The sequence below is a fragment of the Streptomyces sp. NPDC093109 genome, assembly GCF_040701725.1.
Taxonomy (GTDB): domain Bacteria; phylum Actinomycetota; class Actinomycetes; order Streptomycetales; family Streptomycetaceae; genus Streptomyces.
On the sequence record NZ_JBFBEZ010000031.1, the window covers coordinates 47,912 to 71,216 of the forward strand.

Consider the following 23,305-nt stretch of genomic DNA (forward strand, 5'->3'; position numbering starts at 1 on the left):
CGACGATGAGACCCCGACGTATCTCCAACTTGTGAACCCTAAGCTCAGCCTCAGGGCCGCGTCCCGTCAAGACCTTGACCGTGGGCGGCCGGCGCCGGGCACTGTTCACAGCCAGGTACGCGGAGGGTACGTAACGTGACAGATCGGCTACTTGAGTGCTCCCGCCGTCAGACCGGTCACCACTTGGCGCTGGAAGACGATGTACGCGCCGAGCACCGGCAGCATCGCCATGACGAGCCCGGCGAAGAGCCCGGACCAGTCGCCCTTGTACCCCTGGCTGACGGCGAGCTGCACCAGGCCCTGGGAGAGCACTTTGTTGTCCTGTTCCGTATTGAGGACGGTCGGCAGCAGGTACTGATTCCACTGCCCGAGGAAGTTGAAGATGCCCACGCTGATCAGCCCCGGCCGGGCCATCGGGAGCATCACCTGGAAGAAGATCCGGGTGTGCGAGGCGCCGTCGATGAGCGCGGCTTCCGCTATCGAGGTCGGCAGCGTCCGGAAGAACGAGGTGAGGAAGAAGACCGTGAAGGGCAGCGAATAGGCGATGTAGACGAGGATCAGGCCGTGGAGGGTGTTCAGGAGGCCCATGTTGTTCATCACGAAGAACAGCGGGACCAGCGCGAGAATGACCGGGAAGCTCATCCCGCCGACGAACAGGTAGTAGAGGAAGCGGTTGCCCGGGAACTCGAAACGGGCCAGCACATAGGCCGCCATCGAGCCGAACAGCAGCGTCCCGGCCAGCGAGCCGCCCACCACCACCACGGTGTTGAGGAAGTACTCGGCCATGTGCGCCTCGGTCCAGGCGCGCGACCAGTTCTCGAAGTGGAGCTTGTCCGGCAGCGCCCAGGGCGAGGTGAAGATCGACCTGTCGTCCTTGAAGGACGTCATGACGGCCCAGAGCAGTGGCATCGCGACCAGGAACGCCCAGATCACCAGGACGCCGTGCGAGAAGACATTGAGGACGCCGCCGGTCCTGGACTCCCGGGCCGGCCGCGCGGGCGCGCCCGGCACCCCCGGCGACGCGGGCGGAGCGGCCGGGAGACCGGTGGACGGCTGGGGTGTGTCGGTGGTCGTCATCAGTACTCCAGCCGCTCACGCCGCCCGAGCCGCATCACGACGGCGGCGAAGGCCAGGGTGATGAGCAGCAGGGCGACACCGATCGTGGTCGCGTAGCCGGCCTGGCCGCCGACGAACGCCTTCTGGTAGACGAGCAGCGTCAGGACGTTGGTGGAGTCGGCGGGCCCGCCCGGCCCCACGGTCATGATCTGGACGACCGCGAAGGACTCCGCGCCCAGCGCGAGGATGCCCATGTAGACCCACCCCGACTGCACGGTGTCCCAGAGCAGCGGCAGGGTGATGCGGAAGAAGGTCGTGACGCGGTTCGCGCCGTCGAGCAGCGCCGCCTCGTAGAAGTCCTTCGGGATGGAGGCCATGCCCGCCGAGAAGAGGACCACGTAGAAGCCCACGTTGGCCCAGACGAGGACGGCCATCACGCACCACAGCGCGAGACTCGGATCGCCCAGCCAGTCGGGCTGCACGCTGTCGAGGCCGACGGCGCTCAGCGCGGAGTTGAGGGCGCCGCTGTTCGGGTTGTACGCGAACTGGAAGACCAGCGCGACGATCGCGATCGAGAGCACCTGCGGGAAGAAGTACACGATCTTGTAGAAGGCTGAGCCGCGGACCCCCGAGACGGCCGCGCCCTTCCGCCCGCGCCCGCCGACGTTCAGCATGAAGGCGAAGAACAGCGCGAGCCCGAGAACCACCACGGGCAGCAGGAGCATGAAGGTCACGCTGTGCTGGAGCGCGCTCCAGAAGCTGTCGTCGCGCAGCATCTTGGAGTAGTTCCCGAGGCCGACCACCGAGAACTCCGGGCTGAGGCCGGTCCAGTCGGTGAACGAGTAGTAGATGGACTGGAGGAACGGCCACACGACGAAGAGCGTGTAGATGGCCAGTGGGCAGATCAGAAACCCCACGATGAACCCGTACTTGCCGTGCTGCATGTCTCCCGACCCCGAATCTCCGGCGGCGTACCGCCGTCCTGCTGTGGGGGCCGGCCCGAAGGCCGGGCCGGGACCGGAGGCCCGCGGTGGGGCCTCCGGCCGTCTGTCTCTCCCTGCTTTCCGTGCCTCTGCGCTGTGCCGCGCCGCCGCTTCCGCTTCCGCGCTGCTACTGGTGCTTGTAGTGCTTGAGCGAGCCGTCCTTGGCCGCCTCGTCCGCGAACTCCTGACACTTCTTCATGGCCTCGGCGGGCGTCATGCGACCGGCCATCAGCTCGCCGAGCGCGCCCGTACCGATCTTCTGCTTCTGGAGCTCCGCGTACCAGTCCTGCATGCGCGGGTTGAGTACGTTGTCACCCGCCTTGGCGAGCGCGTCCACGCCTGCCTGGAGCGCGGTGGAGAGGGCGAGGCCGTCCGTACCGCCGTTCAGAGAAGTCAGGGACTTCACCTTCGTGGTGAAGTTCTTCGACGACGCCTCGCTGAGCATGAGGCGCAGCTGCTCCATGGCGCCGGCCTGGTTCTTGGCCTTGGCCGGTACGATGAACGGCTCGCCGCCGGAGGCCCAGATGGCGCCGAACGGCAGCTTGTCCGAGCTGTCCAGGGAGGACGGCGCCGCCACCTTCATCTGGAAGTCCTTCGGGGTGGTCTTCGCCGCCTCGTTCTCCACCCAGGAGCCGTTGGGGAGGAAGAGGGCCTTGCCCTCGGTCCACGCGGTCTGCGACTGGATGTGGTCGAGTCCGGGGGTGCCCTTGAGGATGTAGCCCTTCTGGTACAGCTCGTAGTACGCCTCGAAGGCGGCCTTGACCGCCGGGTGCTTCCAGGCGTTCGGCTCCAGGTTGTCGATGGCGTCGAGTACCTCGCGGCCACCGATCTTGCCGATGAACGGGTAGAGCGAGAAGGGGAGGTAGTACGGGTACTTGCCCGCGTACGTCCAGCCCGCGACGCCCTTCTTCTTGGCCTTCGCGCAGAGGGCCAGCATGGCGTCCCAGTCCTCGGGGTACTCCGCGTCGAGCTTGTCCAGCTCGGTCTGCGAGTACCAGACGCCGTACACCGTGTACGCGTAGTACAGGACCCAGACGGGGTCGCCGTCGAACTGGCCCATCTCCAGGACGCCGGGGCGCAGCGTGTCGCGGACCTTCTTGGCCGGATCGTCGACGGACGGCGCGTCGAGGAGCGGGGTGAGGTCGGTGAGCTGGTTCTTGCCGACGAGGACGCCCATGTCCATCTGCTCGGCGCCCGAGTTGTCGATCAGGTCGGGCGGGGTGCCGCCGTTGAAGCTCGGCTGGAGTTCGGTCCGGATCTTCTGGGTGGCCCGGAAGTCCACCTTGGCCTTGGGGAACGCCGTCCCGTACTGCTTGACGGCGTCCGTGGCGTACTCCGTGCCGAACCCGCCGTCGAACAGGACGAAGTCGAGCGGCGCGGTCTCGTTCACGCCGAGCGGGTTCTTGGCCGAGGTGGTGCCCTTCTCGGCCTTCGGGCCGCTTCCGCTGTCACTGCTGGCACACGAGGCCAGAAAACTCATCGTCGGGACGGTGATCAGCCCGATCGCGGCCGAGCGCTTGATGACATCGCGCCGGCCGAGGCCCCCGTTGTACTGAGCGGAGGTGGATCCCATGCTCAAGTCCTCGCCTTCTCCAGGACTCAGGCGGTGTACCGGTCTCCCCGCCCTTCTCGCTCGAAGGAGAGGGGCCCCGCCACCGCGGTCGAATGAAGCTGGTCGTGCAGGTTGCCGTGCTCGATCGGGCCGCTTCGAAACCGCCCGGGGCGGACGCGACAGGTATAGTCCACTTCCCTCCGCCGGAGCAAGATCGAAAGCGGGTTTGGGCGGCAGTCTTTCCCTAGTTGAGACCTCGCGGAAATCCGGGCCGGGCTGTTGAACATTCGTTCGGATCGCGCCATCGCGCTTTGGCCGGGCTTTGACCAGGCTTTGGCCGGACTCCGGGCGGGGTTCGGCCCGGTCTTTCTGCCACCGGTGGCTCATTCCGTACGAGCCACACCGCCAACACCCTTGACACCACAAGCCACTTGGCACCTACTGGACCCTGCGCCTCTCGTTTGACAACGTTGTCCAACTGAGCACGCAGGAGGAAATCCCCTCATGCCCAAGGGAATCGGACCCCGACGCAGACATCGGTATATGACCGCCCCCGCGGTGGTCGCCGCACTGATCGCCATGACGGCACCGCCAACGGCCGCCCTGGCGCGCCCCGCGCAATCCCCCTCGGCGTCCAGCGAATTCACGTCGTCCTTCGAGGCGGACGAATCCCAGCCGGACTGGCGCAACACCACGGAAGTCGGGCCCGACGGCGAGAAGCGGGCATCGGGTGTCGAGGGCGGCTTGAGCGGCGGAATTCCGGGCAATATCACGGAGCGCGTGGTGGAACTCCGGGCCAGCGGCGAGAACTCGGGCGCCGGCGAGATCAAGGAAAACCTGATCGATATTCAGCCGTCCACCAAATGGCTCGCGTTCCAGCCGAAGGCCTGGGTGGAGTTCGATCTCGACACCCCGGCCGCGGTCACCACCTACGCGCTGACCTCGGCCAACGACTTCCCCGAGCGCGACCCCAGGGACTGGACGCTCCAGGGTTCGACGGACGGCAAGGAGTGGCGGGATCTGGACACCCGGAAGGGCGAGACTTTCGGGCAGCGCTTCCTGACCCGCTCCTTCGACGTGGCCGCCGAGCACGTGGCGGCGTACCGGCACTACCGGCTGGACATCACCGCGAACAACGGCGCCTCCGGCGCGACCCAGCTGGCCGATGTGCAGTTCTCCGACGGGAGTACGGACACCCCGGCGCCCCGGAACATGCGCACCCTCACCGACCGCGGCCCCGGCTCCTCCCCGACCGCCAAGGCCGGCATGGGCTTCACCGGGAAGCGCGCGCTGATGTACGCGGGCTCGCACGGGCCGGCCGGGCGCGCGTACGCGTACAACAAGGTCTTCGACGTCACGCTGCCGGTACGCCGCGACACCGCGCTCTCGTACCGGATCTTCCCCTCCCTGCCGGCCGCCCCCACGCCCGATCTGAGCTACGCGGCCACGAACGTCTCCGTCGACCTCGCGTTCACCGACGGCACCTATCTGAGTGAACTGGGAGCGACCGACGCGCACGGCGGGGCGCTGACCCCGCAGGGCCAGGGCGATGCCAAACGCCTCTACGTGAACCAGTGGAACCAGGTCGACGCCCGGATCGGCGCGGTCGCGGCCGGCAAGACCGTGGCGCGGATCCTGGTCGGATACGACTCCCGCCGGGGCCCCGCCTCGTTCCAGGGCTGGATCGACGACATCAGCCTGCGGCCGAAGCCGGCGGAGAAGCCCCTGGCCCGCGTCTCGGACTATGTGTCCACCACCCGGGGCACCAACTCCAGCGGCTCCTTCTCGCGCGGCAACAACTTTCCCGCCACCGCAGTGCCCAATGGCTTCAACTTCTGGACGCCGGTGACCAACGCCGGTTCCACCAGCTGGCTGTACGAGTACAGCCGCGCCAACAACGCCGACAACCTGCCCACGCTCCAGGCGTTCAGCGCCAGCCACGAGCCGAGCCCCTGGATGGGCGACCGGGGAACCTTCCAGCTGATGCCCTCGACCGCCGCCGGCCCGCCCGACGCGTCCCGTACGGCACGGGCGCTGCCCTTCCGGCACGAGAACGAGACCGCGAAGCCGCACTACTACGGCGTCACCTTCGAGAACGGCCTGCGGACCGAACTGGCCCCGACGGATCACGCGGCGATGGTGCGCATCACCTATCCGGATGACAACGCCAGCCTGATCCTCGACAACGTCTCCAACGCGGGCGGACTGACCCTCGACCCCGCGACCCGTTCCTTCAGCGGCTTCTCGGACGTGAAGAGCGGGCTGTCGACCGGCGCGACCCGGCTCTTCGTGTACGGCGTCGTCGACGCGCCGGTCACCGCGAGCGGCCGGCTCACCGGGGGCGGCGGCAGCGATGTGACGGGCTATCTGCGGCTCGACGCGGGCGCCGACCGTACGGTCACGGTGCGGCTGGCGACCTCGCTGATCAGCCTCGACCAGGCGGAGCGCAACCTCGCCGCGGAAGCGCCCGCCGGTATCCGCTTCGAGCAGGTCAGGGACCGCGCGCAGCGCGCCTGGGACGACATCCTGGGCCGGGTGCGGGTCGAGGGCGCGGACCGGGACCGGCTGACCACGCTCTACTCCAACCTTTACCGGCTCTACCTCTACCCCAACTCCGGTTCGGAGAACACCGGTACGCCGGCCCGCCCGAAGTACCAGTACGCCAGCCCGTTCTCCCCGGCGACCGGCCAGGACACCCCGACACGGACCGGCGCCAAGATCGCGGACGGCGAAATCTACGTAAATAATGGCTTCTGGGACACCTACAGGACCACCTGGCCCGCGTACTCCCTGCTCACCCCCAAGAAGGCCGGCAAGCTGGTGGACGGCTTCGTCCAGCAGTACAAGGACGGCGGCTGGACCGCGCGCTGGTCCTCCCCCGGCTACGCCGACCTGATGACCGGCACCAGCTCCGACGTGGCGTTCGCCGACGCGTATCTCAAGGGCGTCGGCTTCGACGCGAAGGCCGCGTACGAGGCGGGCGTCAAGAACGCGACGGTGGTCGCGCCGCGCTCGGGCGTCGGCCGCAAGGGCATGGACACGTCGACCTTCACCGGGTACGCCTCCACCGCCACCCACGAGGGTCTCTCCTGGTCGCTGGAGGGATACCTCAACGACTACGGGCTGGCCAGGATGGGCGCGGCGCTGGCGAAGAAGACCACGGACAAGCGGCAGAAGGCGCGGTACGAGGAGGAGTCCGCGTACTTCCTCAACCGCGCCCAGTACTACGTCTCCCTCTTCGACGCGAAGGCCGGCTTCTTCCAGGGCCGCGACACCAAGGGCGACTGGCGGGTCCCTTCGGAGAAGTTCGACCCGCGGGTGTGGGGCTACGACTTCACCGAGACGAATGGCTGGAACTTCGCGTTCACAGCCGTCGCGGACACCCGGGGCCTGGCCAATCTGTACGGCGGGCGCGCGGGCCTGGCCCAGAAGCTGGACACGTTCTTCTCGACGCCCGAGACGGCCACGTCCGAGTTCAAGGGCTCGTACGGCTCGGTCATCCACGAGATGACGGAGGCCCGCGACGTCCGGATGGGCATGTACGGCCACTCCAACCAGCCGTCCCACCACATCCCCTACCTCTACGACGCGGCCGGGCAGCCGTGGAAGACGCAGGAGAAGGTACGGGAGGTGCTGAGCCGCCTCTACACCGGCAGCGAGATCGGCCAGGGCTACCCGGGCGACGAGGACAACGGCGAGATGTCCGGCTGGTACGTCTTCTCCGCGCTCGGTTTCTACCCGCTGGTGATGGGCGGCAACGAGTACGCGATCGGCTCGCCGCTCTTCACGAAGGCGACCGTACGGATGGACAACGGCCGGACCCTGGTGGTGAAGGCGCCGAAGAACAGCGAACGGAACGTCTACGTCCAGGGCCTGAAGGTGAACGGGAAGCCGTGGCACTCCACCGCGCTCCCCCACGACCTGCTCGCACGCGGCGGAACCCTGGAGTTCGCGATGGGCCCGCGCCCCTCGTCCTGGGGTACGGGCGCGAACGCGGCGCCGTCCTCCGTCACCCGGGACGACAAGGTGCCGTCGCCGCGTACGGACGCGCTGCGCGGCCCTGGCGCGCTCTTCGACGACGCGGCGTCGACGTCGGCCCCGGTCGAGTCCGTGGACCTGCCGGTCGCGTCGCCGGTGCGGGCCGTCCAGTACACCCTGACGTCGGCGACGGCGGCCACCGCGCCCACGGGCTGGCGGCTGGAGGGCTCGGCGGACGGAACGGCCTGGCGGGTCCTGGACACCCGGGCCGGTGAGTCCTTCTCCTGGGACAAGCAGACACGGGTCTTCACGGTGCCGGTTCCGGGGACGTACGCGCACTACCGCCTGGTGAGCGACGCGCCGGCGACACTGGCGGAGGTGGAGCTGCTGCGCTAGGCGTCGCGTCCGGAACCGTGTGCGGCGGGCCGCTTGCCCGGCGGCCCGCCGCACACGGCCAGAATCCGTACGCTTGGCCGCCAACACCCTTGCGCGGCGGCTATGTTGTGGTCGATTGCCGCCTTCACGGCGTGCGGCTTCTGCTTCCAAGGACGGTTTCATGAGTGGCGATGTCCCCAGCCGGGATCCCGGCGCACCGGACCCCGACGAGCCCGGGAGGATCGACACCTCCAGGGCCCACCCGGCGCGGGTCTACGACGTCTTCCTCAACGGGAAGAACCACTACCCGGTGGACCGCGAGGCGGCTGCCGCCGCGCTGTCGGCCAATCCCCGCGGCTATCTGGACGTCCGGCACAACCGCGACTTCCTGCGGCGGGCGGTGGGCTCGCTGGCGGCGGAGTCGGGTATCCGCCAGTTCCTGGACATCGGCACCGGCCTCCCGACCGAGCAGAACGTGCATCAGATAGCCCAGCACATCGCACCGGAGTCCCGGATCGTATACGTCGACAACGACCCGGTGGTGCTGGCCCACGCGCGCGCCCTGCTGACCAGCGGCCCGGACGGCGTGACCGACTACATCGACGCCGATTTCCGCGACCCGGCGGCCATTCTGCGCGACGCGTCGAAGACGCTGGACCTTTCCCGCCCGGTGGCCCTGGTGCTCGTGGCGATCCTGCACTTCATCGAGGACGACGAGGCGTACGGCATCGTCAAGCACCTGGTGGACGCGCTGCCCTCCGGCAGCTGTGTCGCCCTGAGCCATCTCACCGAGGACCTCAACCCGGTCCAGATCGGCAAGGTCGCGCAGACCTACCACGAGCGCGGCTTCACCTTCGTGCTGCGCTCCCGCGAGCGCCTCCTGAAGTTCTTCACCGACAGCGGCCTGGAACTCGCCGCCCCCGGCATCGTCCCGGCCCACCACTGGCGCCCCGACCACGTGGCGACCGTCCCGGAGACCCCGGACGCGGAGTACCTCGCCGGCCTGGACGCCATCGAGCGGACCAAGTACGCGGACATCCGCGACGTCACGGACGCGGACATCAACGTGTACGCGGCCGTGGCCCGCAAGCCGTAGGAGCGGGCCGGGCCCCGCGAACCGCCGAGGGCGGTGCCCCGTACACGTACGTACGGGACACCGCCCTCGGCGTGGCTGCTCGTGGCGCGTGGTGCCTACTTGCGGATCAGGCTGCGCAGCACGTACTGCATGATGCCGCCGTTGCGGTAGTAGTCCGCCTCGCCCGGGGTGTCGATGCGGACGACCGCGTCGAACTCGACGCCCGTGTCGGTCGTGACCTTGACCGTGCGGGGGGTGGTGCCGTTGTTGAGCTCGGTGACGCCGGTGAAGGTGAAGGACTCCTCGCCGGTGAGGCCGAGGGCCTCGGCGGAGGCGCCTTCCGGGTACTGGAGCGGGAGGACGCCCATGCCGATGAGGTTCGAGCGGTGGATGCGCTCGTACGACTCGGCGATGACGGCCTTGACGCCGAGGAGCGCGGTGCCCTTGGCGGCCCAGTCGCGGGACGAGCCCGAGCCGTACTCCTTGCCGGCCAGGACGACCAGCGGGATGCCCTGCTCGATGTAGTGGCGCGAGGCGTCGTAGATGAAGGCGACGGGCGCGCCCTCGACGGTGAAGTCGCGGGTGTAGCCGCCCTCGGTGCCCGGCGCGATCTGGTTGCGCAGGCGGATGTTGGCGAAGGTGCCGCGGATCATGACCTCGTGGTTGCCGCGGCGGGAACCGTAGCTGTTGAAGTCGCGCCGCTCGACGCTGTGCTCGGTGAGGTACTTGCCCGCGGGGGTGTCGGCCTTGATGGCGCCGGCCGGGGAGATGTGGTCGGTGGTGACCGAGTCGCCCAGCTTCGCCAGCACGCGGGCGCCGGCGATGTCCTCGACCGGGGTGGTCTCCATCGTCATGCCCTCGAAGTACGGGGGCTTACGGACGTAGGTGGACTGCGGGTCCCACTCGAAGGTGTTGCCGGTGGGGATCGGCAGCGCCTGCCACTGGGCGTCGCCGGCGAAGACGTCGGCGTAGGACTTGTTGAACATGTCCTCGCCGATGGCGTTGGCCACGACGTCGTTGACCTCGGCCTCGGTGGGCCAGATGTCCTGGAGGTAGACGGGCTTGCCGTCGTGGTCGATGCCCAGGGCGTCCTTGGTGATGTCGACCTTCATCGAGCCGGCGAGGGCGTACGCGACGACCAGCGGCGGGGAGGCCAGGTAGTTCATCTTGACGTCGGGGTTGATCCGGCCCTCGAAGTTGCGGTTGCCGGAGAGGACCGAGACCACGGCGAGATCGTGCTCGTTGACGGCCTTGGAGACCTCCTCGGGCAGCGGGCCCGAGTTGCCGATGCAGGTGGTGCAGCCGTAGCCGACGAGGTTGAAGCCGACCTTGTCGAGGTACGGGGTGAGGCCCGCCTTGTCGAAGTAGTCGGTGACGACCTTCGAGCCGGGGGCGAGCGTGGTCTTGACCCACGGCTTGCTGGTCAGGCCCTTCTCGACCGCCTTCTTGGCCACGAGCGCGGCGGCGACCATGACGTACGGGTTCGAGGTGTTGGTGCAGGAGGTGATCGCGGCGACGGTGACGGCGCCGTGGTCGATCTCGTACGTCGAGCCGTCGGGGGCCGTGACGGTGGTCGGGCGGGTCGGCACACCGTTGGCGGCGGCGGGGGCGTCGGAGGCCGGGAAGGACTCCTTGCCCGCCTCCTCGTCGTCGGAGACGTAGTTCCGTACGTCCTCGGCGAACTTCGCCTTGGCCTCGGCCAGGATGATGCGGTCCTGGGGGCGCTTCGGTCCTGCGATGGAGGGGACGACCGTGGAGAGGTCGAGCTCCAGCCGCTCCGAGAAGTCGGGCTCGGCGGCCGGGTCGAGCCAGAGGCCCTGCTCCTTGGCGTACGCCTCGACCAGGGCGACCTGCTGCGTGTCGCGGCCGGTCAGGCGGAGGTACTTCAGCGTCTCGTCGTCGATCGGGAAGATCGCGGCCGTGGAGCCGAACTCCGGCGACATGTTGCCGATGGTGGCGCGGTTGGCGAGGGAGGTCGCGGAGACGCCCTCACCGTAGAACTCGACGAACTTGCCGACGACGCCGTGTTTACGGAGCATCTCGGTGATCGTGAGGACCAGGTCGGTGGCGGTGGTGCCGGCCGGCAGCTCGCCGGTCAGCTTGAAGCCGACGACGCGCGGGATGAGCATGGAAACCGGCTGGCCGAGCATCGCGGCCTCGGCCTCGATGCCGCCGACGCCCCAGCCCAGCACGCCCAGGCCGTTGACCATGGTGGTGTGCGAGTCGGTGCCGACGAGGGTGTCGGGGTACGCCTGGCCGCCGCGGACCATGACCGTACGGGCCAGGTGCTCGATGTTGACCTGGTGGACGATGCCGGTGCCCGGCGGGACGACCTTGAACTCGTCGAAGGCGGTCTGGCCCCAGCGCAGGAACTGGTAGCGCTCGCGGTTGCGGCCGTACTCCAGCTCGACGTTCTGCGCGAACGCCTCGTGCGTGCCGAACTTGTCGGCGATCACGGAGTGGTCGATGACCAGCTCGGCCGGGGCGAGCGGGTTGATCTTCGCCGCGTCGCCGCCCAGCTCCTTCACGGCCTCACGCATGGTCGCGAGGTCCACGACGCAGGGCACGCCGGTGAAGTCCTGCATGATCACGCGGGCCGGCGTGAACTGGATCTCCTGGCTCGGCTGGGCCTGGGAGTCCCAGGAGCCGATGGAGCGGATGTGGTCGGCGGTGATGTTCGCGCCGTCCTCGGTGCGGAGCAGGTTCTCCAGCAGCACCTTCAGGCTGTAAGGGAGGCGCGCGGAGCCCTCGACCTTGTCCAGCTTGAAGATCTCGTACGACTCGTCACCTACGCGCAGCGTGGCGCGGGCGTCGAAGCTGTTCGCCGACACGACAGTCTCCTTCATCAATGTGCGGTACTACCGTCATGCTGCCGCCCCGGCTCCTCGCCGATCCGCTAAGGTAAGGCTTAGTTAGGTAACCCTTACCGATTTGGCGGCTGCGGTACGCCTTCGGCAGATATCTCGATGTCGAGATAACTCTAGTACATGACCGCTACTCGGTCATGCCCGGGCCCGGCGCGCCCTCCAGCGACCGGATGCGCGGTATCGGCGAGGCCAGCAGCCAGAGCACCGACAGCGCCCCGCCCGCGGCGGCGACGAGAAGGGTCGCGCGCAGCCCCAGCAGGGTCGCGAGCAGGCCGCCGACGACGGCGCCGACGGGGCGGATGCCGTAGTTGACCGTACTGAACGCGCCGGCCACGCGGCTGCGCATGCCGTCGGGGATCACGGCGGCCTGGAGGGAGTTGAGGTTGACCTCGAGCAGCATGGCACCGACCCCGCAGAGGAACTCGGCCGCGGCCAGCGCCCCGGCGCGAAACCAGAGCGGCCCGTCGGCCACCGCGGCGAGGGCGAGCGGCGCCGGAAACAGCACCGCACCCACGGCGACGCTCCGCCCCACACCGAACCGGCGACCGATCCCCGGCGCGCACACCGCGCCGACCAGCGCTCCGGTCGCGCCGACCCCGAAGGCGATCCCGATCACTTGCGGGGCCAGCCCGAGGATCCGGTCGGCGAAGAGCACCATCATTCCGCTGCCGGCGAAAAGGGTGAAGAAGTTGACGGTCGCCGCGCAGCCGAGGCAGGCCCGCAGCACCGGGTGCCGGACGATGAACGACAGGCCTTCCCCGGCACGCCGCAACAGCGCGGGCTCCGCCGGGGTACCGGGCGTCGCCGGGGCGGTGGGCGCCGCCGCGGACTCGTCGGTCCGGACCCGGCCGATCAGAACCGCCGACACCAGGAAGGTCAGGGCGTCCACGACCATGGTGACGGGTGCGGTCAGCACCTGGACCAGGACACCGCCGATGGCCGGCCCCACGACGTACGACATGGATCTGCCGGCGCTGAGCTTGCTGTTCGCGTCGACATAGGACGCGCGCGGCACCAGCCGTACGAAGAACGGTTGATAGGCGGTGTTGAACAGCACCCCGGCGGCGCCGGTCAGCAACGCCACGGCGTACAGCTGCCCCAGCGTCACCGTCCCCAGTAAGTAGGCCGCCGGAACGCTGAGCAGGACGACGGCGCGCACCAGGTCGGCGAGGATCATCAGGGGGCGTTTACGGGGCCTGCGGTCGACCCAGGCCCCGAGGAGGATCGCGAGCAGGTTCGGGGCCCAGATGAGTGCGGTCAGCCACGCCACCTGGTTGGCGGAGGCGTTCAGGGCGCCCACGGCGATCAGGGGCAGGGCGAGTTCGGTGATCCGGTCGCCGAACTGCGAGACCGACTGACCGGCCCAGAAGAGGCGGAACCGCCGGTCCCGCCAGAGCGATATCGCGGGCTTCCCGTCCGGGCCGCCCGCCACGTCGCTCCTCGCGGCGTCGCTGCCCACGGCCTCGCCGCTCACCGTGTCACCGCTCACTGTGTCCCCCCGGTCTGCTCGTCGACGGCTTCCGGCAGGACGTAGCGCAGCAGCCGTACGCCGCGGCCGTCGGCGGGCCGCTCGTCCGGGTCGCGGGTGACGTACGGCGCGAGGACGCGCTCGATCCCGTCCTGGATGGCGGCGAGTTCCTCGGCGGAGACGACGACGCGGGTGTTGGCCAGCCCGGCCTGCCCGCGCCACTTCGGGGCGAGTCCGGGCTCGACCTCGGCGGACCATCGGCCGGGAAGGCCGGCGGAGAGCCGGAACATCTGCCGCGACAGCAGCCGCGCGGCCGACCGGCCCTCCTCGTCCGCCGGGTCCTCGGGCGCCTCGAACCGGAAGCCGCCCGCCACCGCCTCCCACCGCCGGTAGCGGCGGTCCGGGCCGGGTTCGCTGTCGCGGACCAGACCGAAGCCCGCCAGATGGCGCAGATGCCAGCTGGTCACCGTCGGGGTCGCCCCCACATCGGGCGCGAGTTGGGTCGCGGTCGCCGGCCCGTACCGCTGCAACCGGCCGAGGATCGCCAGCCGCACCGGGTGCGCCAGCGCCCGCATCGCCTGCGGGTCGGTGATCTCGAAATCGCCCAGGGGGTTACTGGATTGCATGACGTGAGAGTCTCCTCTCACAATGCGTGAGAGTCAACGTTCACGCATAGGCCACCGCCCGTACGGCGGCGCTCCGGTTGCCGGGCCGGTGGGGCGGGCCGAGGATCGGGGAGGTCGGGGCCGGGGTGGCGCGACACACCGATAGGCCACCCCAGCAAGGCTCTTATCTCATGGATGAGATAATCTGACGCCATGGAAGACGACTACCTCGCACGCATCGGCAAGCTCATTCGCGACGCCCGCCAGCATCGGGGCTGGACGCAGAGTCAACTCGCCGACGCGCTGGCCACCAGCCAGAGTGCCGTGAACCGTATCGAGCGCGGCAATCAGAACATCAGCCTTGAGATGATCGCGCGCATCGGTGAGGCGCTCGACAGTGAGATCGTGTCGCTCGGCTACGCCGGGCCCATGCATCTGCGGGTCGTCGGCGGACGCCGGCTCTCCGGGTCCATCGACGTCAAGACGAGCAAGAACGCCTGTGTGGCGCTGCTGTGCGGCTCGTTGCTCAACAAGGGCCGTACGGTCCTGCGCCGGGTCGCGCGCATCGAGGAGGTCTTCCGGCTCCTGGAGGTGCTCGGCTCCATCGGGGTCCGTACCCGCTGGATCAACGACGGTGTGGACCTGGAGATCGTGCCGCCCGCCGAGCTGGACATGGCGTCGATCGACGCCGAGGCGGCCCGCCGTACCCGCTCCATCATCATGTTCCTCGGCCCGCTGCTGCACCGGATGGACTCCTTCCGGCTGCCGTACGCGGGCGGTTGCGACCTCGGTACGCGCACCATCGAGCCGCACATGATCGCGCTGCGCCGGTTCGGGCTGGACATCGCGGCGACCGAGGGCCTCTACCACGCGCAGGTCGACCGGTCGGTGGCGCCGGACCGCCCCATCGTGCTGACCGAGCGCGGCGACACCGTCACCGAGAACGCGCTGCTGGCCGCCGCCCGCCACGACGGCACGACCGTCATCCGTAACGCCTCGTCCAACTACATGGTCCAGGACCTGTGCTTCTTCCTCGAAGCGCTGGGCGTACGGGTCGACGGCATCGGCACGACCACCCTGACCGTGCACGGCGTGCCCTCCATCGACGTCGACGTCGACTACTCCCCCTCCGAGGACCCGGTCGAGGCGATGAGCCTGATCGCCGCCGCCGTGGTGACCGAGTCGCAGCTGACGATCCGCCGGGTGCCGATCGAGTTCCTGGAGATCGAGCTGGCGGTACTGGAGGAGATGGGGCTCGACCACGACCGTACGACCGAGTACGCGGCCGACAACGGCCGTACGCGGCTGGTCGATCTGACCGTACGCCCCTCCAAGCTGGAGGCGCCGATCGACAAGATCCACCCGATGCCGTTCCCCGGCCTGAACATCGACAACGTGCCGTTCTTCGCGGCGATCGCGGCGGTGGCCCAGGGCCAGACGCTGATCCACGACTGGGTCTACGACAACCGCGCCATCTACCTCACCGACCTCAACCGGCTCGGCGGCCGGCTCCAGCTCCTCGACCCGCACCGGGTCCTGGTCGAGGGCCCGACCCGCTGGCGCGCGGCCGAGATGATGTGCCCGCCGGCGCTGCGGCCCGCGGTGGTCGTGCTGCTGGCGATGATGGCGGCGGAGGGGACGTCCGTACTGCGCAACGTCTATGTCATCAACCGGGGTTACGAGGATCTGGCGGAGCGCCTGAACTCGGTGGGCGCGCAGATCGAGATCTTCCGCGACATCTGATCCGCGGATGCCGCCGCACCCCGGTCGGGCGGGGTGCGGCGGTGTCTGAATCGGCGCACCCGCGGTCAGCCCGGATCCGGCACGAAACCGCGCGGCGGCTTCTCGTCGTGCAGGCTTCGCACGAAGTGGTCCCAGATGTTCATGGACTGGTAGGGGCCCATCCGGTAGTGGTCGGCGCCGGGCCAGATCTTGAAGTCGAACCTCTTGCCCACGCGGATCAGCGCGTCCGCCAGGGCGTAGGAGTGATCGACCGTGGCGTTCTCGTCGATCTCTCCGCACATGATGAGCAGGTCGCCCGCGAGCCGGTCGGCGAGTTGTACGTTGCCGAGTCCGAGATAGGCGTCGCTCCCACGGTCGGCATCCCCACCGAGGTGCCAGTCCCATCTGCCGAACGGCATCTTCCGTGGATCGTGGACGCCGGCGCTGCTCACCGCCGCCCGGTAGAAGTCCGGGAACATCAGAATCATCCTCGCGGCGTTGTACCCGCCGTAGGAGTGCCCGACGACGCCGACTCTGCCGAGGTCCAGCCGCGGGTGTTCGCCGGCCAGTGCCGTGATCGCTGTCACGTGGTCCTCGAGACCGCGGCCGGTGTGGAAGTGCTGGAAGGTCCACTGCCGGAACGCGCGGTCGCGGCCGGGGGTGCCTCGCCCGTCGAGCATGACCGTGGCGAAGCCCAGTGCGTTGTAGGCGGGAAGGTAGACCTGTCGGGCGGCCATCTTGCTGCCGCCGATGAACGCGTGCGGGGAGTGGGTCGTCTGATAGCCGGCGTACACGTCCTCGATGATCGGGATGCTGTCCGAGTCGACCGGATGCCGCGGCAGGGACAGCACACCCCAGAGATCGGTGACGCCGTCGTCGGCCTTGACGCGGAACGCTTGCGGCACCATGTACCCGGCGTCGAGCAGGGGGCCGACGTCGGTGCGTTCGAGCTCGCACACGACGCGGCCGTCGTTCTCCGCGTCGCGCAACAGGATGACCGGCGGATCACTGACGGTCGACTGATGATCGACGAAGAAACGGCCGCTCGGGCTGATGCTCCGGACAGGCGGCTTTCCCTGTCCGAAGACCAGGTGGAAGAACTGCGGGTCCGGCGCCACGAGATCGTGGTCGGCCGGCTCGGGGGTCAGCAGACGCTGTGTGCCGCCGTCGAGGCCGGCGCGGTAGAGCCGGCGCCAGTACGGATTGCCGCCGTCCGACGACGTCCCCGCCAGATAGGTGATCTCGCGTCGCTCGGTGTCGAGGTGCAGGATGTCGCGCACGACGATGTCACCCTCGGTGACGCGGTTCTTGCGCTCGCCGGTCGTGAGGTCATGGAGATAGAGGTGGCCCCACCCGTCACCTTGCGAGAACAGCAGCGCCTCTCCGCTGTCGGGAAGCACGCGGACGAGCGGCAGGCTGTAGAGGAACTGGTTCGGCTCGTACAACGGCCCCTCGTCGAGCACCACGGCATCGCGACGTTCGCCGGTGACGGTGTCGATCTCGACGATGGCCGCACGGGATCCGCCCTGCCGGTGATGCAGGAGGTAGAGCCGCGACTCATCGGCGGACCAGGTGATCTCACTGCTGCCGTTGACCATCAGCTGCGACACGAGACCGTCCACGGCGTCCACGGACGCCCACTTGCCCGTGTCCAGATCGATCACACGGCATTCGGGGGGAGGCGGAGCGCCCTCGTCATCGAGCTGGACCTTCCATGCGTGGACCTGCGGCCGTGCCTCCCCCGACGGCGGAAGGTTCTCGACCATGTACTTGGTCGCCATGCGCCGTTCGTCGGGTCGCATGGTGATGACACGGCGGCCGGACGGCGAATGGACGGTGCCGACCGGAGGCAGGTCGAGCCCCATCCGCCGGAAGGGTACGACCATGTTGCTGTCGGCGGACAGCGCGCCCCAGGCAAAATCCGGTTCCCCGTCGAAGGTGAGCTGCGTCTCGCGCTCGCCGTCGACCAGCCACAGGTTGTGATCGCGGCGCCGCAGCCCGCGGCCGTCCGGACCGAGCAGCACTCCCGGGACAACCACCGTGGATGCGCTGTGGATACCGAGCTCGGCAAGACTCCCGCCGGTCCTTCTCGTCCCCGCCACCGGGTCGACACGTACGAACTGCTCGCCGTCGCGGGTCTCCCTTCGGTACCAGAAGTCATCGCCGTCGCCTGTCCACACCGGGTCCACGCGTCGGTTGCGCATGAGAGACGTGAGCTTTCCGGGGGCGAGAGCGGCCGCGTGCCGGTAGCGCTCGAGCATCGTCAACATGGCCCCGACGCTACCGAGTACCGGGATTACGGACGTCCGTCCGCCGTAGGAAGATCCGCACGCCGAACGCTACAGCTGTCGAGCGCTCCCCCGTCGGCTCACGGCCCGAAGTAGCCGGCGACTGTCCCGAGGATCCGGCGCCGGGCATCCGGATGTGAGTACCCGCTGTGCCCGAAGGAGAAGTGGTGGAAGCGCGCATCCGGATTGCGGTCCGTGAGGACGAGCGCGAACGGAGCCTGAGCGTCGTGCACACCGCAGAAGAAGTCCAGGGGGACCGGGATCGCGTACGGGTCGAAGCCCCAGTCCGTACTCGCCCACGCCATCTCCGCGAGAAGCGCCTGCTTTCCGGCCCGCTCCGTCATCACGCGCAGCTGGAACTCGCCGACATCCTTCTCGATTCCGGGAGGCGGTCCCTCAAGGTCCGCCCGGTCGTGCGGCTCTCCCGGCGGAGCGGGCGGCGGCTTCCGCGTGCCTCGGCGGGAGGCGGCGCTCGCGTCCAACGCGGCGACCGCCCTCGGGAGGTACTTGACGAATCGGTAGCCGATCGCCGCCGACGAGGACGACACACTCCGGGCCACCGGATCGAACCAGGGCACCGTGGGGTTGATGGGTGCGGCGCCCAGCACCCGCGCGCCCATGGTCGCCGCCGCGGCCATCGTCATCATCCCGCCGTTGGACTCGCCGAAACACGCGAACCGGTCGACCTGAAGCTCATCGAGCACTTCGACGAGGTCGAGCGAGTAGTCCGCCACCCGTCGTCCGGCGCAGAGGCTCGAACCGGCGGCGCCCGGCCGGTTCACGGCGATCAGACGCACGTCATGGCGCACCGCCTCACGGTGGAAGATCCCGGCTTCCAGACTCGTCGCCCCGGCGCCGTGGAAATAGAGCGCCGGCCTTCCGCCGGGCGCGCCGAACTCCTGCCATGTCACGCGCCTGCCGTCCGTCAAGGTCATCGACCGGGGGGCGGGATCGATCAGGGGGAGGCTCAGCGCGGCGCGTTCTCCGCCCGGTTCACCGTTGGTCATGATCCACCATCCACTTTCGGGGCGTCGGGCGCCTCGGAGCCCTCGGAGCCCTCGGCTCGCGCCGCGAGCGCCGCCTGCATCTCGTCGATACTCCGCTTGTCGAGCGGGTAGTTCCAGATGATGGCGGCGGCACCGAGGAACCCGAGAGCGGGGGCGATCGCGAACGCGATCTTGATGCCGATGACCGCGGGCACGGTCTGCACCGCGGCCGTGGCGTCGAACCCGAAGGCGCCGACCAGTGCGAGCCCGAGGGCCCCCGCGACGCCCATGAGCGACTTCTGCAGGAACGCGAACATCGACCCGTACAGTCCGCCGTGGTCCTGGCCGGTGTGGAGCCTGCCGTAGTCGACGATGTCCGCCGACATCGTGTAGACGATGACGGAACCGGTGAGCACCAAGGTGATCACCGGGAACAGGACGAAGCACGCGAGGAGCGCACCCGGCCCCGGCCCCACGAGCGCGAACGCGCCGCATGCCAGGGCACCGAGGACCAGCGCGCACGCCCAGACCCGATGACGTTCGAACCGTACGGACAGCACCGTCCAGAGCGGGATCCCCACCACGCTCGCCAGCAGCGCGGTGGCCATGATGCCCGGTAGCTCGGCGCTCAGGCCGAGGTAGGTGTCTATGTAGAGGTAGGCGAGACCGGTGCTCATGCCCGCCAGCAGGTTCACCGGCAGGAACGCCGCGAGCAGTCGCAGCAACGGGGGATTGCCCCGCACCGCGACGAACGTCTCCTGCAGGCGGAATCGTGGCCCGACGGCCTCCGTCGCGTCCCGGGGCACCGCGGCGCGCGCGGGTACGCGGACGATGAGGATCACGATCGCGACGGGGAGCGCCACCGCGCAGACCGTCGCGACCAGGCCGAGACTGCGGAAGTCGACCTCTGTGCTGTCCGAGACACCCCACTGCAGTGCGAGGAACGGCATGATGAAGAACAGGAGTTGGCCGACGACCTGCGCCATGCCGCGCCATCCCTGCACACGGCCGCGTTGCTTGTAGTCGGCGGAGAGCCCATAGCTCCATGCCTGAAGGGGTATCTCGATCATCTTCCAGCCGAGGTAGGTCACGGCCATCGAGATCCCGAAGTAACCGACCGTCGCATGCTGCGGCGGACGGAAGAGGAACCAGATCCCGACGACCGACACGACGGTGCCCGCGATGCTCCACGACCGTCGGGTGCCGGTGCGCGCGTACGTGCGGTCGGAGAAGTATCCGATGAGCGGGTAGGTGAGCGCATCGAACATCTTCGTCAGCAGCATCGCCGCGGCCAGCGCGCCGAGCGAGATGCCGGCGTGCTTCGCGTAGACGCCCTGGATGAGGCCCTCCGGGCCGTGCATGACGCCGAGAATCAACGTCGGCAGTGTGAACGCGGTCAAGAGACCGCGGCGGAGGGGCTGGGCGGATCCGGGCGCGTCGGCCGCGGCCTTCCGGCCGCGCTTCCGATCGAGACGGTACAACATCGGTTGTTTCCTCAGCTTCTGTCCTCGGAAGGCGGGTCAGGTCTGCCCTCGCGCGTCGATCAGCGACGCGCGTCCTTCACGACCTCGCCGCCCTTGATGACGAACTCGATCTGTCCGGGATCGCCGAACGCGTCCGGATCGGCCAGGGGATCGGTCGACCACACCGTCAGATCCGCGCGCTTGCCGGTCTCGATGGTGCCGATCTCGTGGTCGAGCCGGAGGATCTCGGCGTTGACGCGTGTCGCGGCGACCAGAGCGAGCATCGGTGTCTCGATCTCGCTGCGCAGTGTGATCTCCCGGCCGCGAAACCGCTGGCGGGGCCCGATGAGGTCGGAGCCCACGCCGACCTTGACGCCCGCAGCCCGCGCGATCCTCAGGGCGGCGATCTGCCCGTCGAGTACCGGTCCGACCCGCTCCTTCGTCCCGGCCGGGAGCCCTGCCTCCGTCGGGTCTTCGAGCAGCGCCTTCACGACCGAGAGAGTGGGTACGAGCGCGACTCCACGGCCGGCCATGAGCGCCGCCGTCTCCTCGTCGATCTCGGATCCGTGTTCGACACACTTCGCCCCGGCGCGGACGGCGTTGCGGATTCCCGCGTTGTTGTGCGCGTGCACCGTCACATACGTCCCGCGGGCAGCCGCTTCCTCGACGGCGACCGCGATCTCCTCGACGCTGAACTGTGTGTCGGTCAGTCTGTCGTGCGTGGACACGACTCCCCCGGTAACGCACATCTTGATGAAGTCCGCGCCGCGCCGGAACGTTTCGCGGACGTTCTTGCGCACCTCCGAGGGGCCGTCGGAGAGCAGCGAGAGCGCGCGCAGTCCCGGGATCGCGTGGTCATGCCAGTCGGCCGTCGGCTCCCAGTCCGCGGCGAGGTGACCGTGGCCACCCGTCTGGCACTGGATCGGGCCGCTCTGGAGGATCCGCGGCCCTCTGACCTTTCCGGACGCGACGACTCGGGCGACCCCCGCGTCGATGCCTCCGACGTCTCTCACCGTGGTGAATCCCCCGTCGAGCGTGGTGCCGCACGTCGTGAACATGTCCGCGGCGATCTCCGCGGGCGAGAGCTCGCGCCTCAGGCTCGGTCCGATTTCGCTCGACTGCCCGATATGGACGTGGGCGTCGATCAGCCCGGGGGTGACCGACAGTCCTCCGGCGTCGAGGGTCCGGGCGCCGGCGGGAGCGGGGCCGAGGTGCGCGATGCGCCCGTCAACGACGTGGATCGCCGACCCGTCGACAGGATCCCGGCCCGTGCCGTCGATGATCCGCGCTCCGACGATCCAGTAGTCCGAGCTCATAAAACAGCCGCCGTGGTCTCGTTCGACATGTTCTCGGTCCTGTCGGGTCGGTCCGTCCGGGCCTCGTGGCCTGCGGAGCGACGGCGGACGGCGGTGCGCCGATCCGCGTCGTCGGTGTCTTCGTCAGGAACCTACTGCGAGACGCGGGCGGGGTGATTCCGCCATCTGCCGAAACGAGCGGTACCGGTTCTCGACATCTGTCATGAGTGGGCGACGCTGCGGCGGCGGATGCGACACCTGTCGAAAACAACGCCCCGATCTCACACACCACGTTGTCGAATCACGGACATCCGACCGGCGAATGTAGCTGTAGGGCACGTGAAACGGGAGGCAGCATGAGCAAGGGGTACTCGCACATCGTCATCGGCGCGGGGGCGATCGGCTCAGCCGCCGCCTACTGGCTCTCGGAGGCCGGCGCCGAACGTGTCGTCGTCCTGGAGCAGTTCGATCTCGTCAACACGTTCGGATCCTCCGGCGACCACTCGCGCCTGATCCGGCGGGCGTACCACCGCGACGACTACACGCGGCTCACGAACGCCATGTTCGACGCGTGGGAGCGGATCGAGGAACGCTCCGGTCTCCCGCTCTACCTGCGTACGGGCGGCATCGACCTCGCGGCGGCCGGGAGTTCGGCGGCGGCGGAGATCGACGAGTACAGGGCGGCGATGGATGCCGCCTCGATCGCGTACGAGAACCTGACGGCCGACGAGATCCGTGAGCGGTATCCGCAGTGGCGCGTCTCCGACGACACCCTGGGCCTCTACCAGGCCGACGGTGGAATCCTCGACATCCGCAAGTCGGTCTCGGCACACACCTCGCTCGCGACCGCGAACGGCGTGGAGTTCCGCCCGCGTACGAAGGCGTTGTCGATCGGCATCCACGACGGCGGTGTCACCGTCACGACGAGCGGCGGCGAGATCCACGCCGACAACCTCGTGGTCGCCGCCGCCTCGTGGCTCGGTGACCTGATGCCCGACCTCGGGCTGAACTTCCGCCTCACACTCTCGCAGGAGCAGGTGGGTTACTTCGCGGCCCCCCGGCTCGTCGACTTCACACCCGACCGGTTCCCGATCTGGATCCACCACGGCTCACAGATCCATTACGGGTTCCCGGTCTACGGCGAGGCCGCGGTCAAGATCGCGCGCGACATGCGTGGCCACTTCATCACCAGCGACGAGCGTGTCTTCCACGGCGACAGCGAGGAACCGCGTCTGCTGCGGGCGTTCCTCGCGGAGTATCTTCCCGGAGCGGCCGGTCCGCTGCTTCTGAGCAAGACCTGCGTGTACGACATGCCCGCCGACCGCGACTTCGTCCTGGACACGGTTCCGGGACATCCGCATGTCGCCGTCTTCAACGGCGCGGGGCACGCCGGAAAGTTCGCGAGCCTCGTCGGACAGATCCTCGCCGATCTCACGACACGCGGCCACACCGCCCACGACATCACGTCGTTCAGCCTGACGCGGCCCGCGATCGTCGATCCCGCGTTCGTACCCACGTTCCGCCTGGGCACGCAGGATCACGAGTCGATCGCCGTCAGGGCCGCCGAGCGATAGTTTCGGCGGAGACCGGCC

The 23,305-nt window shown here is 68.9% G+C and carries 14 protein-coding genes; 4 read left to right on the plus strand and 10 right to left on the minus strand.

Going from position 1 to position 23,305, the window contains the following annotated elements; genetic code table 11:
* Window positions 1–147 precede the first annotated feature (147 nt).
* The 3 genes from AB0389_RS26695 to ngcE form a co-directional block, all read right to left on the minus strand.
* Window positions 148–1,077, minus strand: coding sequence for a carbohydrate ABC transporter permease (locus AB0389_RS26695; protein WP_366398023.1), 930 nt, complete (start codon window positions 1,075–1,077; stop codon window positions 148–150).
* Window positions 1,077–2,000 (minus strand): sugar ABC transporter permease, encoded by a 924-nt coding sequence (locus AB0389_RS26700; RefSeq protein WP_366398024.1) that lies wholly within the window; start codon window positions 1,998–2,000, stop codon window positions 1,077–1,079. Before AB0389_RS26700 ends, AB0389_RS26695 begins: the two co-directional genes overlap by 1 nt.
* Window positions 2,001–2,166: 166 nt before the next feature.
* Complete coding sequence (gene ngcE / locus AB0389_RS26705) at window positions 2,167–3,612, minus strand: N-acetylglucosamine/diacetylchitobiose ABC transporter substrate-binding protein (RefSeq protein WP_366398025.1); 1,446 nt, start codon at window positions 3,610–3,612, stop codon at window positions 2,167–2,169.
* 522 nt (window positions 3,613–4,134) lie between these two features.
* Between ngcE and AB0389_RS26710 the strand changes: the two genes are divergently transcribed.
* Window positions 4,135–7,965, plus strand: a complete 3,831-nt coding sequence (locus AB0389_RS26710; RefSeq protein ID WP_366398026.1) for a GH92 family glycosyl hydrolase — start codon at window positions 4,135–4,137, stop codon at window positions 7,963–7,965.
* 160 nt (window positions 7,966–8,125) lie between these two features.
* A complete protein-coding gene (locus AB0389_RS26715) occupies window positions 8,126–9,040 on the plus strand; it encodes an SAM-dependent methyltransferase (protein ID WP_366398027.1) in 915 nt (304 codons plus the stop codon).
* 95 nt (window positions 9,041–9,135) lie between these two features.
* On the opposite strand, the gene acnA is transcribed toward AB0389_RS26715, so the two are convergent.
* The 3 genes from acnA to AB0389_RS26730 form a co-directional block, all read right to left on the minus strand.
* Entirely contained in the window at window positions 9,136–11,850 is a 2,715-nt protein-coding gene (acnA, locus tag AB0389_RS26720; protein ID WP_366398028.1) for an aconitate hydratase AcnA, read from the minus strand.
* A gap of 163 nt (window positions 11,851–12,013) precedes the next feature.
* A complete protein-coding gene (locus AB0389_RS26725) occupies window positions 12,014–13,375 on the minus strand; it encodes an MFS transporter (RefSeq protein WP_366398029.1) in 1,362 nt (453 codons plus the stop codon).
* Window positions 13,372–13,980 carry a helix-turn-helix transcriptional regulator gene (locus tag AB0389_RS26730; RefSeq protein ID WP_366398030.1) on the minus strand — a complete coding sequence of 203 codons (609 nt, stop codon included), beginning with the start codon at window positions 13,978–13,980 and terminating at the stop codon, window positions 13,372–13,374. The genes AB0389_RS26725 and AB0389_RS26730 overlap by 4 nt, the downstream gene beginning before the upstream one ends.
* 192 nt (window positions 13,981–14,172) lie before the next feature.
* Between AB0389_RS26730 and AB0389_RS26735 the strand changes: the two genes are divergently transcribed.
* Window positions 14,173–15,702 carry a UDP-N-acetylglucosamine 1-carboxyvinyltransferase gene (locus AB0389_RS26735; RefSeq protein ID WP_366398031.1) on the plus strand — a complete coding sequence of 510 codons (1,530 nt, stop codon included), beginning with the start codon at window positions 14,173–14,175 and terminating at the stop codon, window positions 15,700–15,702.
* A 65-nt stretch (window positions 15,703–15,767) separates the two neighbouring features.
* Here the strand turns inward: AB0389_RS26735 and AB0389_RS26740 are convergent, their stop codons facing one another.
* The 4 genes from AB0389_RS26740 to AB0389_RS26755 all read right to left on the minus strand — a co-directional run bounded on the left by AB0389_RS26740 (window position 15,768) and on the right by AB0389_RS26755 (window position 21,734).
* Entirely contained in the window at window positions 15,768–17,951 is a 2,184-nt protein-coding gene (locus AB0389_RS26740) for a prolyl oligopeptidase family serine peptidase (protein ID WP_366398032.1), read from the minus strand.
* 98 nt (window positions 17,952–18,049) lie between these two features.
* The gene (locus AB0389_RS26745) at window positions 18,050–18,976 is read right to left on the minus strand and encodes a hypothetical protein (RefSeq protein WP_366398033.1); all 927 of its coding nucleotides are present in this window, start codon (window positions 18,974–18,976) and stop codon (window positions 18,050–18,052) included.
* A complete protein-coding gene (locus AB0389_RS26750; RefSeq protein WP_366398034.1) occupies window positions 18,973–20,316 on the minus strand; it encodes an MFS transporter in 1,344 nt (447 codons plus the stop codon). Before AB0389_RS26750 ends, AB0389_RS26745 begins: the two co-directional genes overlap by 4 nt.
* 182 nt (window positions 20,317–20,498) lie before the next feature.
* Complete coding sequence (locus tag AB0389_RS26755; RefSeq protein ID WP_366398035.1) at window positions 20,499–21,734, minus strand: amidohydrolase family protein; 1,236 nt, start codon at window positions 21,732–21,734, stop codon at window positions 20,499–20,501.
* 335 nt (window positions 21,735–22,069) lie between these two features.
* On the opposite strand from AB0389_RS26755, the gene solA reads away from it, so the two are divergent.
* Complete coding sequence (gene solA / locus AB0389_RS26760) at window positions 22,070–23,287, plus strand: N-methyl-L-tryptophan oxidase (RefSeq protein WP_366398036.1); 1,218 nt, start codon at window positions 22,070–22,072, stop codon at window positions 23,285–23,287.
* Window positions 23,288–23,305 lie beyond the last annotated feature (18 nt).

Coding starts and splice junctions, on each gene's coding strand:
- AB0389_RS26745 (WP_366398033.1), bottom strand. CDS start 18,976: ATGACCAACGGTGAACCGGGCGGAGAACGCGCCGCGCTGAGCCTCCCC.
- ngcE (WP_366398025.1), bottom strand. CDS start 3,612: ATGGGATCCACCTCCGCTCAGTACAACGGGGGCCTCGGCCGGCGCGAT.
- AB0389_RS26755 (WP_366398035.1), bottom strand. CDS start 21,734: ATGAGCTCGGACTACTGGATCGTCGGAGCGCGGATCATCGACGGCACG.
- solA (WP_366398036.1), top strand. CDS start 22,070: ATGAGCAAGGGGTACTCGCACATCGTCATCGGCGCGGGGGCGATCGGC.
- AB0389_RS26730 (WP_366398030.1), bottom strand. CDS start 13,980: ATGCAATCCAGTAACCCCCTGGGCGATTTCGAGATCACCGACCCGCAG.
- AB0389_RS26700 (WP_366398024.1), bottom strand. CDS start 2,000: ATGCAGCACGGCAAGTACGGGTTCATCGTGGGGTTTCTGATCTGCCCA.
- AB0389_RS26735 (WP_366398031.1), top strand. CDS start 14,173: ATGGAAGACGACTACCTCGCACGCATCGGCAAGCTCATTCGCGACGCC.
- AB0389_RS26695 (WP_366398023.1), bottom strand. CDS start 1,077: ATGACGACCACCGACACACCCCAGCCGTCCACCGGTCTCCCGGCCGCT.
- AB0389_RS26710 (WP_366398026.1), top strand. CDS start 4,135: ATGACCGCCCCCGCGGTGGTCGCCGCACTGATCGCCATGACGGCACCG.
- AB0389_RS26715 (WP_366398027.1), top strand. CDS start 8,126: ATGAGTGGCGATGTCCCCAGCCGGGATCCCGGCGCACCGGACCCCGAC.
- AB0389_RS26740 (WP_366398032.1), bottom strand. CDS start 17,951: ATGTTGACGATGCTCGAGCGCTACCGGCACGCGGCCGCTCTCGCCCCC.
- AB0389_RS26750 (WP_366398034.1), bottom strand. CDS start 20,316: ATGCACGGCCCGGAGGGCCTCATCCAGGGCGTCTACGCGAAGCACGCC.